This is a genomic window from Verrucomicrobiota bacterium JB022 (assembly GCA_030673845.1).
Taxonomy (GTDB): Bacteria; Verrucomicrobiota; Verrucomicrobiia; order Opitutales; family Oceanipulchritudinaceae; genus WOUP01.
Genome location: JAUTCQ010000017.1, coordinates 442,588 through 454,487, shown reverse-complemented (window position 1 = coordinate 454,487; position 11,900 = coordinate 442,588). Strand labels below are relative to the sequence as shown.

Sequence of the window (11,900 nt, the reverse complement as noted above, 5' to 3'; positions counted from 1 at the left end):
GGAGTTGCGCCCTGCTTCAATAGCACTCGAAGATCATCCAGCAGCGCTCGAAGCGGCGGCGGGCGAGATCGTCCTTGCGGATCCAGAAGAAGAGCTTGCCCACGTCGCCCCACATCATCTGGGTGGCGTCGTCGGAGTCGATCTGCGCGAGCAGGATCCACTTGTCGAGCTCTTCCGCGAGCTGCGGCTGAAGCTCGGCCCCTCGGCGCTGCCAGTCTTCGTGACTGAGGCCCCAGGCCATCTTGACGCAGTGCAGCGCTTGTTGCCCGTCCTGAATTTCCAGCGGGCAGCCCAGTAGCTGGTGCTGAGGTTCGCCGCCGTAAGCCGCTTCCCGGATCGCCAGAAAGGCGTTCTCCGGCGAGCCATGGAGGGCGGGCGGCGCAGCGGGATAGGTGACCCCGGCACGCGCGGCGAGATGCTTGCGGGGGTAAATATATTCCGGGTTGAGGTCGTCCGGCTCTTCGATGGGCAAGACCAGATCGGCTTCGACAAGCTGCACAAACCAGGCCCGCGCTGCGCCGTCGGTCGGTTGGCCACCCCACACGCTGCTGCCGAGGTCGTAATAGAACTGCAGCAGCCCCTTGTCTGGCAGCGCTTCCACCGGGCCATGCTGCGCCTGCAGCTGCGTCAGGTCTACCTGAAGCACGAAGGGCAGCGGCCCCCGGGCCGAACGGGGCCATTCAAACGACTCGCCGCCCATCGGCATCCCGCCGAGGTAGGTCCGCGAATCGCGGGGCCCTGCGCCGAGGAAATACGTAGGCTCAGCCAGCTCACGCAGCCAGCCCTCCAGCTCTTCGACTCGCGCCAAAGGGAGAACCTCCGTCTTTTTTTGACGGTCGCCTTGCCCGAAGATGCGGTCGAACCAGCCCATGACCACCAGAGCATGCAGGCGCAAGCTCTCTTGGCAAGCGCAGGACACACCCCATCCATTAAGTATTTAGGTCGAGCCGCATAAGGCAAACCCCTTGCGACCACAAAAAGCTCCCGGCGGTAACCGGGAGCGGAAGGTGGATCGTAGACTACACCGCGTTTTCGGCCCCGGCGTGTGCCGTCGGCTCCCCTATGGGCACGGAGCGGATCATCTGCGAGTTGGCGCCGCCAGGGGGCACCATCGGGAAAACGTGCTGCATACGGTCGATCGGGGCGTTGATCAGGGCCGGGCCCGGGCGCTTCAGCACATGCTGCAGCGTCTGCGCCGGGTCGGGATCGTCCGCCAGGTCGTAGCCCTTGATGCCAAACGCAGCCGCCATCATCACAAAGTCGGGCGCGCACTGGAAGCGGGAGGCCATCAGGCGCTGACCGTAGAAGAGCGTCTGCTGCTGGTGCACCAGGCCGAGGGTCTGGTTGTTCATCAGCACGATCTTCACGTTCAGGTTTTCTTCCGCCACGACGGCCATTTCCTGATTGTTCATGAGGAAGCTGCCGTCGCCCGTGATGCAGACGACCGTCGCCTCCGGCTCCGCCAGGGCGGCACCGATGGCGGCAGGCAGGCCAAAGCCCATCGTGCCCAGGCCGCCGCTGGTCAGCCACTGGCGCGGGCGCTGGAAGGGGTAGACTTGCGCCGTCCACATCTGGTGCTGGCCCACGTCGGTCGTGACGATCGCGTCCGGAATGGCAGTGGCGACCGCATTGAGCAGGCCGTAGTGGGTGCGCGGGTCTTCCCAGCCGGGGAGGTCGAGCGGGTGCTCGCGGCGCAGCTCGTCGACATGGGCCTTCCAGGTCGGGCGCTCGAGCGTCGGCACATGCTGGTAAATCTCTTCCAGCGAGCGGCGGACGTCGGCTTGAATGGCGAGGGTCGGCTGCTTGATCTTGCCCAGCTCGCTCGGGTCGATGTCGATATGGATGATCTTGGCGTTCGGGCAGAACTGCGCGACCTTACCCGTGGCGCGGTCGTCGAAGCGGGCACCGCAGGCGATCAGCAAGTCGCTCTCTTCCAACGCGAGGTTGGTGAAGGGCGCGGCGTGCATGCCCAGCATCCCGAGGTCGAGATCGTGCCCGCGCGGCATCGCACCGAGGGCCATCAAAGTCGAAACGGTCGGCAACTGCGCACGCTCGGCCAGCTTGAGGGCGATGGCGCTGGCCTCGGCATGGATGATGCCGCCGCCGAGGTAGAGCACCGGGCGCTGCGCCTTGACGATCATGTCGACCGCCTGGGCAATCGCTTCGGCCTCCGGCTCGTGCGGGGCGTCGGCAGTGCCCGGCTCCGGCCATTCGTCGATCTCGATCTGCGCCAGCTGGACATCCTTGGGCACGTCGATCCACACGGGGCCGGGGCGGCCGCTCTGCGCGAGGCGGAAAGCTTCGGGGATGATCGTCAGCAGCTCCTTCACGTCCTTCACCAGGTAATTGTGCTTGGTGATGGGCAGGCTCAGGCCAAAAACGTCGACCTCCTGAAACGCGTCGGTACCGATCAGCGTCTGCGGCACTTGACCGGTAATGCAGACCACCGGGATGGAGTCGAGCTTGGCATCCGCAATCGCGGTGAGGAGGTTGGTCGCGCCGGGGCCGCTGGTGCCAAAGCACACGGCGGGCTGACCGGAAACACGGGCGAGGCCCTGCGCGATGAAGCCCCCACCCTGCTCGTGGCGGGCGAGGATGTGGCGGATGACGGGGCGACGCGCGAGGGCGTCATACATCGGCAGGTTGGCGCCACCGGGGATCCCGGCGATCAGGCGTGTGCCCTGCCGCTCGAGCAGGCGAATAATGAGGTCGGCTCCATTCAGTTTCATGGTGGAAAGTGTCGTTTGAGATGTTGGGCGAGAAATTCGTTTTTTGGGCTCCGGGGCTTCCGGCTCGCGGGGATCTCGTTCAGGCACTTTCGGCCGCCAACAAAAACCCCCGCTGGGTCGATCCGGCGGGGGCTTTCAGGAAATTTTCTTTGGCTTCCTCTTTTACCGCGCACGCTCGACCGGGCTGATACCTACTACAAGTACCAGGACTACGGTTACGAGCGCTACTACAGCGCGATGGGCGAAGGAAATCATGTTCGAGGCTCAGCAGTGGCGGCTTCGGCCGGAAGTGTCAAGCGCGGAAAATGCGTTTCGCGTCTCTGTTGGCACCCAAAGGGTGCTTGTTTCAGGGCTTCCCCACCGGAAGTCGCCTGCTGCATCATCCGCAAGCCTTGGCTTGCCAGCAACTAGCCGGATTTCGAGCGTAGCGAAGACTTCCGGCTTCCGGTTAACGACGAGCTGCACCCTTTGGGTGCCAGACAATTCCCCTTCGTTATCTAAAATTTCTCATTAAGATTCCCCACCCCTGCCGCGTTTACCCTTTGAAGACCGGCGACATCGGCCGGCCAAACCTCTTAATCCCATCGACATGATTTCATTTCTTCGCCCGCTGACCACTTGCGCCCTGCTCTGCCTCGCCCTGCCCGCCGCCGCCCGCGCGGAGGTGACCTACACCGGCACGCCGGAAGAGCTGCGCAACATCCTGCTCGCCGACCAGCAGCACCCCGAGATCAGCTTCAGCTCGACCGCCACCAAGCTGCTCGAAGCCCAACAGGCAGAGGTGCAACTGAAGCTGGAAGTCGAGGAACGCACGCTCAACGACGCGCTCAGCGCCCTGCAGCGGGAAGAGAATCGCATCCGCCAGGCCCTCAAGGCCAAGGGTTTTGCCGACGACGCGATCCACACCCAGAGCTTCACCAGCAACGCCAACCAAGGCTGGTTTTCGGACAAGGTGAAGAGCTACCAGCTCAACAGCCGCGTGAGCGTCACGATCCGCAACAACGCGGAGTTCATCGCTCTCGCCAGCCTCGTCGACGGCTCCAATCGGGTCACCTTCGACGGCATCCAGCCGCAGCGTGAATTTGACCAGACCCTCTGGGCCGATCTGGAAACCCAGGCCTTTGCCGAGCTGAAAGCCCGCGCCGCCAGCTATGGCAACATGAGCGGCATGAAGCTGGAGCTGGTCTCCTTTTCGCTTCAACGCTACACCGATGCACGCGTGACGGACGCAGTAGCCGAGGTATTTGAAACTGAGGTTAACTACCTCTCCCGCAACGTTAAGTCCCTACCCGGCCTCTCTACCGGCGATACCGAGCTGAAGGTGGAGGTGACAGGCCGCTACCGGCTGGTGCCGGCGGGGAATTAAGGGCTACCAGCGCCCGGCGCGGCGCAGGAGCCAGACGCCTACCGCCTGGCAGACGAAATTGGGGAGCCAGACGAGCCATTCCGGGTGCAGGTGCGGGCTCTTGTCGGCCCAGTCCACGATCAACATCCCCAGGTAATAGGCCATCGCCAGAGCGAGCGCGAGGGCGATATTGGCGTGCGTCTCGCGGCGCGCGGCCTTAATGCCCAGCGGGATGCCGATCAAGGCCAGCGAAAGGATGCTGAAGGCCATCGCGACCGAGCGGTTGGCGAGGTAAATGGCCGTCCCGGCCTGGATGCGGGCCTCTTCGGCCACCGTGGGGTCGTCTGCCGTGGCGGCGACCTCCTGTAGCTCACGACGCCGCTCCAACAGTTGGGGGATCGACATTTGCGATAGGCCCACCTGCCCTTCCGGCTCGTCGAAGGCCTGCGACATGGGCAAGCGGAAGCTGGTCGAGGCAATGCTCACGACGGGCTGCAGGCGGCGCAGGTTGTCCGGGTCGTCCTGATCGCGCAGCTCCACGTAGCCGCCCACGATGTCGAGGATCAGCGAGTCGCGCTCGGCCTCGTAGTAGACTTCGGCCGTATCGGCCCGGAGCAGGCGCACCACCCGGCGCTGGTCGTCGAGCTGCCACACCCAGAGCTGCTGAAGCCGCGCGCCGTCCTTGTCGCCGATGTAGATGACGAGGTCCTGGAAATCGTGGATGAACTTGCGGGGCACGATCACGCGTTCGGGGTCTTCGCGCAAGACGTTGCGCAAAAGGTCTTTGTAGACGGCACGCGTAGTCGGGGCCTGCCAGCCGTTGACGTAGATGCCGAGGCCGACGCCGAGCAGCGCAATGACCATCAGCGGCGCAGAAATGTGCCAGAGCGAGAGCCCGGCGGCGCGCATGGCCGTAAGCTCCCGGTTGGCGGAGAGGCGGCCCATGACCAGCAGGATGCCGATCAGCATCCCCAACGGGAGCGAAAGGCTGGCGGCAAAGGGCACGAGCAAAGCAAAGAGCTGCCCCACGAGACCGGGCGAAAGCTGCTCCAGCGGCACCTTGGAGGTGATGTCGCGCACGGCGTTGCTCGTCATCAGCACGAAGACGAAGAGCCCCACCCCGCCGAGGCAGGCCGCACCGACCGATTTGAAAATGTAGCGTTGGAGCAGTCCCATGCTTGGTGGGAATGATTGGAACAGGAGTTAAAAGGAGTGAAAAGGAGTTTTTCAGAGAATGAGGTCGATCCTGATAATCACCGGCCTCAAGATTGCCGCAGGGAGCAGACGATGCAAACGCCGTTTCTTGGGGGCGGTGTGCGCCGCCGATATTCTTTTAACGCCTTTTCACTCCGGTTCAAATTTCTACCCGACCCGCTCGACATGCTCCCGGCTTCGGCGCAAGTTGCGGTATGAAGCCCATCGTATACATCAAACCCGGTTGCCCGTGGTGCGTGGACGCTCTTAACTACTTCAAGCGCAACGGGCTGGAAGTCGAAACCCGCAACGTGCTGGCCGACCGCGAGGCGATGGAGCGCCTGCTCAAGATCAGCGGCAAGAACAAGACGCCGACCCTCGAATACGGCGACTTCGTCTGTGCCGACTTCGCGGTCGATGAGCTGCTCGCCGCGCTCGACGATGCCCCCGAGGTGAAGGAGCAGCTCGGGCTGAGGGACTGAATAATGGCTGGCACCCAAAGGGTGCACTAAAAATACGGCCGCAACCGGAAGTCGTTCGCTGGCGCTCCGACATCCGGCTAGCCGCTTGCACCCTGCGGGTGCAACTCAAGTGTGGCTCACCTGAATAACACAGGGTCACAGCGCAACAGAGCCGAGGCAATGGACAACGCCCTACCGGATTATTTGGGCGGATTGGCATCCGCAGGATGCAAGCGATTAGCCGTGATGTCGCCGCAGGCGACTTCCGGTGACAATTCCAATAATGTGAATGCACCCTTGAGGTGCCAGACAAGCGCCACCCCCTACTTCCAGGCGCTCAGGTCGAGGCCGGTGAGGCGTTCGGTTTTGTCGACTTGCGGGCGGTAGTAGGCGCGCAGCTCGGCGGCAACGTCGCTGGGGCAAGGCGGCATGGGAGTCAGGTTGCGCTGGCTGATCCAGCCTTTGATCTTTCGACCGAGGCTGAGCGGCAAGACCTTCTTCAGCGCGTCCTTCAACGGGTGCGGCGCGCCGAGAAAGTCATTCAGCCCCTGATTTTTGGCCAGCCCGGAGACGTTCATCGTGATGTCGTAGTCGGGCTGGAAGGCGGGATCGACGCCGAGGAATTCGTAACACTGGCGCACCACTGCCGGCAGGTCCTTCAGCATCTCGGTCGTGAAGAGCAGCAGTTGCTCGCGCGGGAAGTATTGGAGGAAGCGCTCGATCTGGTCGCCATAGTGGCCCGTCTCGCGGTAACGCCACAGTTGCTCCCAGTTGGCTCCCGTTCGGGCCGTTTCCTGGGCGAGCGCGGTGCGGAAATCCGCCTCCGGCTCGCGAGCGTCGCGGCGCAGGTGGCTGTAGGCCGAGTAGGCGCGCTTCACCGGGTCGCGCAAGACGGCGATCAGCTTCATGCCGGGGTTGTGCGCATGGATGGCGGCGGGCGCGTGCTCGCTGTAAAGATACAGCACCGACGATTCTCCCAGCTTCTGCCCCGCTTGCGCCCCTCGGAAGTGGGCGGCATACTGGTCGTCGCGGTAGGCGCTGAGGGCATTGGCGGCCCGGTCGTCGCCCGGCCCCTGCCAATTGGGGGCCTTGCCGCCAAGGGCGAAGTAGTTCAACTCCTTCACTTGCGCGAGAAAGAGCGCCGGGTGCTGTTCGAGCATGCTGTCGAGCGTGGTCGTGCCCCCCTTTTGGGTGCCGATGACGAGAAAGTCGATCTTGGGTAGCGACATGAGACGAGGTGTAAGAGCCAGACGACTTCAGCAAACGCCGCCGCCTGCCGCTCGACAAGCCCGAAGGCGGCTAAAATCCGGTAAGAATCCCATTTGCGGGGTTGATCTGCGCCCCTCGTCGCCTCTATTACCGGGCATGGCCGATTTGCGTACCCTGCCACTTCGAGAGTTTCACGTCGCCCACGGCGCCCGCCTGGTGCCCTTCGCCGGTTGGGAAATGCCGGTGCAATACACGGGGATCAAGGCCGAGCACAAGGCCGTGCGCGAAGCCGCCGGGTTGTTTGACGTCAGCCACATGGGCGAGGTGATCGTGCGCGGCAGCCAGGCCCGCGAATACCTCGATCACCTCGTGACCAACCGGATGCCCACCGAGCCGGGCCGGGCCGTCTACGCCATCATGTGCCAGCCCGACGGTGGCGCGATCGACGACTTGATCGTCTACTGCCGCAGCGAGCAGGATTATTTTGTGGTCGTCAACGCCAGCAACCGGGAGCGCGACGTCAAGTGGATGCAGGAGCAGGCCGAGGGCTACGAGGTCGAGGTGACCGACGTGTCCGACGATTACGTGCTGCTGGCCCTGCAAGGCCCCAAAGCGCAGGAGATCCTGCAGGCCGTGACGCCCGCTCAGCTCTCTCAGTTCAAGCGCTTCCGCTTTGAGGTGAGCCAGATTGTGCACGAGACGGCCATCATCGCGCGCACCGGCTACACCGGCGAAGACGGCTTCGAGATCTTTGTGAGCCCCGCCGCGGCCAACAAGGTGGTGGATGCGATCATGACGGCTGGCCAGCCGCACGGGCTGCTGCTGGCGGGCCTCGGTTGCCGCGACAGCCTGCGCCTGGAGGCCGGCTACCCGCTCTACGGCTTTGAGCTGATGGAGTCGATCAACCCGATCGAGGCCGGGCTGGGCTGGACGGTGAAGTGGAACAAGCCGGGCAAGTTCGTCGGCCAGGATGCGCTGGAACTGCACCACCCGGCCCCCACGCGCCGCGTCGTCTACTTCCGCCTCGACGGCCCGCGCATCGCCCGGCACGACACCCCGATCCTCGCCGGCGAGACGCAAGTGGGTCGCGTGCTCTCGGGCACCATGAGCCCCATCCTGAACCAGCCGATCGGCTCCGCCCTGATCGAAGATTACCCGGCCACCGTCGGCCAAGGCGTGAAACTGGAGGTCGACTTGCGGGGCAACCGTGAGCCGCTGGAGGTCGTCAACCCGCCGCTGCACGTGAAAGCGTAGGAATTCCGCAATTTCCCGTTGCCCCCAGGCTTTCTCTTCTTACTTTGCCAGCGTATGAGCGATATCCCCGCCGAGCTGAAATACACCAAGGAACACGAGTGGCTCCAGCTGCTCGATGACGGTACCGCCCGCATCGGCATCACCGATTATGCCCAGCAAAGCCTGGGCGACGTGACTTTCGTCGAACTGCCCAACGTGGGCGACACTTTTGCCAAGGGCGAAACCTTCGGCGTGGTGGAGTCCGTCAAGGCCGCTTCCGACCTCTACATGCCCATCGCGGGCGAAATCGTGGCCGTGAACGAAGATCTGGCCGACGCGCCGGAGCGCCTCAACGACACGCCCTACGAAGACGGCTGGATCATTCAGGTGAAGCTCGAAGACCCGAACGAGGTCGAAGACTTGCTCGACGCAGGCGCTTACGGCGAAATCGCAGGGTAACGCCCCTCAACCGCTCTTTCTGAGGCACTCCGGCATGGGGTGCCTTTTTTGTGCCATCTGCCCGGAAGCCCTCGCGTGGGGGGCCTGAGGGATAGCCGGGAAAGGCTTGCGTTTCCGGCGCTGTGCTCCAGAGTGAGCAGTTTTCGCATCCCAAGCCCACGTTAACCTCGTTCTCTTTTTATGACGCACCTGATTTGGCTGGCCCAAGAAACGGCTCCCGAAGGCGCAAATGCGCCGAGCCCAATGATCATGATCCTTGGGTTCATCTTCCTCTTCCTCGCGATGAATCTCCTCATCGGCGGGCCCCAGCGCAAGCGCCAGAAGCAGATGCAGCAAATGCAGCAAGACCTGAAGGCGGGTGACAAAGTAATCACCACCGGCGGCATCTGCGGCGTCGTGACCAACGTGCGCAAAGACCGCGTGCAGATCAAGACCAGCGGCGCCACCTTCATCGACGTGCTGCGCACCTCCATCCAAGGCCTCGACGAGCCCGAAAAGAAGCCCGAGGACAAGAAGGCGGACGCCAAGAAGGCCGAAGCCAAGAAGTAGGCCGCTTTGGCCTCGCCCCCGCCCCAGCATTCCCGACCCTTTCTTCTCGCCATCATGAACGGAGCCAACGTCTTCCGCCTGATCCTGACCCTCATCGTGCTCGTCTGGGCCGGCCTCGAGCTGACCCCGATGCAGGACACGCCGCTCGACCAATACATGCTGCAGCGGGTGACGGCTGAAGTCGACACCTCCGGCCAGCAGGTGCAGAGCAAAGAGGAAAACCGCCAGGAGCTGGCCGACCTCATCGAGCGCGCCAAGCAACGCGTCGAGGAATACCAGGGCGGCACCTACACCGTCGACAACCCGAACCCCTACCCGTCGTTCTCCGCCGCCATCCGCCGGATTGCCGACGATGAGGGGATCGACCTCGCCCAGTTTTACGCCGATCTGGCCCCGCGCCTGACGAGCAAGAACACCGAGCGCCGCAACGACGCGATCGTGCGCGAGATGATCAACGCCTCGCAGGGCGCGCTCGACCTGGGCCTCGACCTCGCGGGCGGCGTTTCGCTCACCTACTCGGTCGATCCGAACGAGCTTGATCAGGACAACTCAACCGTCCGCGCCGAGCAGATGGCCAACGTGCGCAACATCATCGCCGAACGCGTCGACAGCCTCGGCGTGGCCGAGCCGGTGGTGCGCGTCAAGGGCGACAACCTGATCGAAGTCCAGATGCCGGGCCTCGACACCTCTTCGGCCAGCAACATCAGCAAGACGGCCAAGCTGGAGTTCTTCCTCGTGCACCCCACGATCCGCAACTACCAGCCGGGCATGGAAATCCCGCTGGGCTACAAGGTGTTGCCCTACGAGCAGGAAGACCCCCGCACGGGTGAGCTGATCGAAGAGCCCATCCTCGTGGAGCGCATCCCCGTGATGAAGGGCGACGCCGTGAGCGCCGCCCGCCCCTCGCTCAACGAAAGTGGCTCTTACCTCGTGCAGCTCCAGTTCACGGATGCCGGCCAGGAGCAATTTGCCAACACCACCCAGCGCATGGCGCAGGAGCAGCGCCTGATGGCGATCGTGCTCGACAACGAGATCGTCTCGACCGTCAGCGCCCGGGCTCGTATCGACAGCCCTTCGGCCGTGATCGAGCGTGGTGCCGGTGGCTTCCCCCAAGCCGAGGCCTTCGACCTTTCCAACAGCCTCAGCAATCCCCTTTCGACCGAACTCCGCCAGGAGCAAGTCTACGAAATCGGTGCCTCGCTGGCCGAAGACGCCAAGGTAGCCTCGCTGCGTGCGGGCGCCATCGGTGGTGCGCTGGTGGTGGTCTTCATGATCGCCTACTACGGCATCCCCGGCATCGTCGCGATGGTTACGGTGTGCCTCAACCTCCTGTTTGTGGCCGCCGCCCTCGCCGCGTTCGGTGCCACCATCACCCTCCCGGGCGTGGCCGCGCTGGTGCTGACCATCGGTATGGCGGTCGACGCCAACATCCTGATTTTCGAGCGTATCCGCGAAGAACTCAACGTGGGCAAGAGCGTCGCGCTCGCCTTCCAGGAAGGCTTCTCCAAGTCGGTCTCGACGATTCTGGACGCCAACGTCACCACGTTGATCACCGCGCTGATCCTCTTCCAGCTGGGCGAAGGCCCGGTCAAGGGCTTCGGTGTGACGCTCGCCACCGGTATCGTCTTCACGGTCTTCTGCTCGCTCGTCGTGAGCCGTTGGGTGCTCGACCTGCTGGTAAGCACCAAGATCGTGCAAAAGCCCTTCCGCCTGCAGTTTTTCTCCAACCTCAATTTCCAGTTCCTCAACTACACCAAGCGTGCCGCCATGGCGACCGCCGTGGTGTTGGCCATCGGTGCCGTCTCGCTGGTGATGCACCGCGAATCGATGTGGGGCATCGACTTTACCGGGGGTGACCAGGTCAGCATCGGTTATCAGGGCGACCTGACCGCCGGTATGATCGAAGACTGGGCTCACGAGGCCGGCTTCGAGCAAGCCAACGCCTTCGCGATCAACCCGGTGGGTGCCGAAGTGCAGCAAATGGCGGTGCAGACGGCCCCCGACCAAGGCCGCGCCCTGTTCGACGCCCTGGATGCCGCCCACCCGGAGGTGGACCTCGAGCTGGTCGGCCTCACGCAGATCGCCGGCTCGGTGGGCAACACCGTGATCAAGGGTGCGATCATCGCCATGACGGGCTCCCTGCTGGCCATGCTGCTCTACATCGCGATCCGCTTTGAGTTCGGCTACGCGCTGGGTGCCGTGGTGGCCTCGCTGCACGACATCTTGCTGACGATCGGCATCTACGTGTTCCTCGGCGAATTCCTGGGCCTCGGCAGCGGCCAGTTCAGCGCACCAATGATCGCGGCCATCCTCATGACCATCGGTTACTCGATCAACGACACCATCGTCGTGTTCGACCGTATCCGCGAAGAGCTGGACCTCAACCCCGGCCTCACGCTGCGCCAGGTCGTCACGATCTCGATCAACCGCGTGTTGAACCGCACGGTGTGGACGTCGGTCACGACCTTCTTCGCCGCGTTCATGCTCTTCATCTTCGGCGCCGGGGTGGTGCAAGACTTCTCCCTCATCTTCCTGCTTGGGGTGCTGACCGGTACGTTCTCCTCGATGTTCGTGGCGACCCCGGTCTTCTATGCCTACCACAAGGGCAGCCGCAAGCACGTGGAAGAGAGCAACTTCGTCCCCAACTACGCGTGGCAGGAAGATGGCGCGCGTCCGGAAGAAACCACCGAAGAGCAACCTTCCAAGTCGTAAGATTTACCG

10 protein-coding genes are annotated in these 11,900 nt (G+C 63.6%); 6 read left to right on the top strand and 4 right to left on the bottom strand.

What is annotated here, in order from left to right:
- Positions 1 to 16: 16 nt before the first annotated feature.
- Complete coding sequence (locus Q7P63_14715; protein MDP0501343.1) at positions 17 to 895, bottom strand: YwqG family protein; 879 nt, start codon at positions 893 to 895, stop codon at positions 17 to 19.
- A gap of 124 nt (positions 896 to 1,019) precedes the next feature.
- Complete coding sequence (gene ilvB / locus Q7P63_14710) at positions 1,020 to 2,729, bottom strand: acetolactate synthase large subunit (protein MDP0501342.1); 1,710 nt, start codon at positions 2,727 to 2,729, stop codon at positions 1,020 to 1,022.
- Between the two features lie 589 nt (positions 2,730 to 3,318).
- On the opposite strand from ilvB, the gene Q7P63_14705 reads away from it, so the two are divergent.
- Entirely contained in the window at positions 3,319 to 4,095 is a 777-nt protein-coding gene (locus tag Q7P63_14705; protein ID MDP0501341.1) for an SIMPL domain-containing protein, read from the top strand.
- Positions 4,096 to 4,098: 3 nt separating this feature from the next.
- Here the strand turns inward: Q7P63_14705 and Q7P63_14700 are convergent, their stop codons facing one another.
- Positions 4,099 to 5,250: an LptF/LptG family permease gene (locus Q7P63_14700; GenBank protein MDP0501340.1), complete on the bottom strand. Its 1,152-nt coding sequence runs from the start codon at positions 5,248 to 5,250 to the stop codon at positions 4,099 to 4,101.
- A gap of 233 nt (positions 5,251 to 5,483) precedes the next feature.
- Between Q7P63_14700 and Q7P63_14695 the strand changes: the two genes are divergently transcribed.
- Entirely contained in the window at positions 5,484 to 5,750 is a 267-nt protein-coding gene (locus tag Q7P63_14695) for a glutaredoxin family protein (protein MDP0501339.1), read from the top strand.
- Positions 5,751 to 6,052: 302 nt separating this feature from the next.
- On the opposite strand, the gene Q7P63_14690 is transcribed toward Q7P63_14695, so the two are convergent.
- On the bottom strand, positions 6,053 to 6,958 hold the full coding sequence (locus tag Q7P63_14690; GenBank protein ID MDP0501338.1) for a sulfotransferase domain-containing protein: 906 nt from the start codon (positions 6,956 to 6,958) through the stop codon (positions 6,053 to 6,055).
- Between the two features lie 136 nt (positions 6,959 to 7,094).
- Here Q7P63_14690 and gcvT point away from each other — a divergent pair, with 136 nt between their 5' ends.
- The 4 genes from gcvT (at position 7,095) to secD (ending at position 11,891) form a co-directional block, all read left to right on the top strand.
- Entirely contained in the window at positions 7,095 to 8,192 is a 1,098-nt protein-coding gene (gene gcvT, locus Q7P63_14685) for a glycine cleavage system aminomethyltransferase GcvT (GenBank protein ID MDP0501337.1), read from the top strand.
- A 54-nt stretch (positions 8,193 to 8,246) separates the two neighbouring features.
- Positions 8,247 to 8,630: a glycine cleavage system protein GcvH gene (gene gcvH, locus Q7P63_14680; GenBank protein ID MDP0501336.1), complete on the top strand. Its 384-nt coding sequence runs from the start codon at positions 8,247 to 8,249 to the stop codon at positions 8,628 to 8,630.
- Between the two features lie 180 nt (positions 8,631 to 8,810).
- Positions 8,811 to 9,179 (top strand): preprotein translocase subunit YajC, encoded by a 369-nt coding sequence (gene yajC, locus Q7P63_14675; GenBank protein ID MDP0501335.1) that lies wholly within the window; start codon positions 8,811 to 8,813, stop codon positions 9,177 to 9,179.
- Between the two features lie 54 nt (positions 9,180 to 9,233).
- Positions 9,234 to 11,891 (top strand): protein translocase subunit SecD, encoded by a 2,658-nt coding sequence (secD, locus tag Q7P63_14670; GenBank protein ID MDP0501334.1) that lies wholly within the window; start codon positions 9,234 to 9,236, stop codon positions 11,889 to 11,891.
- Positions 11,892 to 11,900 lie beyond the last annotated feature (9 nt).

Bases quoted from the DNA above. Each gene is read 5' to 3' on its own strand.
- ilvB (MDP0501342.1), bottom strand. From the start codon at position 2,729: ATGAAACTGAATGGAGCCGACCTCATTATTCGCCTGCTCGAGCGGCAG.
- Q7P63_14705 (MDP0501341.1), top strand. From the start codon at position 3,319: ATGATTTCATTTCTTCGCCCGCTGACCACTTGCGCCCTGCTCTGCCTC.
- Q7P63_14700 (MDP0501340.1), bottom strand. From the start codon at position 5,250: ATGGGACTGCTCCAACGCTACATTTTCAAATCGGTCGGTGCGGCCTGC.
- Q7P63_14695 (MDP0501339.1), top strand. From the start codon at position 5,484: ATGAAGCCCATCGTATACATCAAACCCGGTTGCCCGTGGTGCGTGGAC.
- Q7P63_14690 (MDP0501338.1), bottom strand. From the start codon at position 6,958: ATGTCGCTACCCAAGATCGACTTTCTCGTCATCGGCACCCAAAAGGGG.
- gcvT (MDP0501337.1), top strand. From the start codon at position 7,095: ATGGCCGATTTGCGTACCCTGCCACTTCGAGAGTTTCACGTCGCCCAC.
- gcvH (MDP0501336.1), top strand. From the start codon at position 8,247: ATGAGCGATATCCCCGCCGAGCTGAAATACACCAAGGAACACGAGTGG.
- yajC (MDP0501335.1), top strand. From the start codon at position 8,811: ATGACGCACCTGATTTGGCTGGCCCAAGAAACGGCTCCCGAAGGCGCA.
- secD (MDP0501334.1), top strand. From the start codon at position 9,234: ATGAACGGAGCCAACGTCTTCCGCCTGATCCTGACCCTCATCGTGCTC.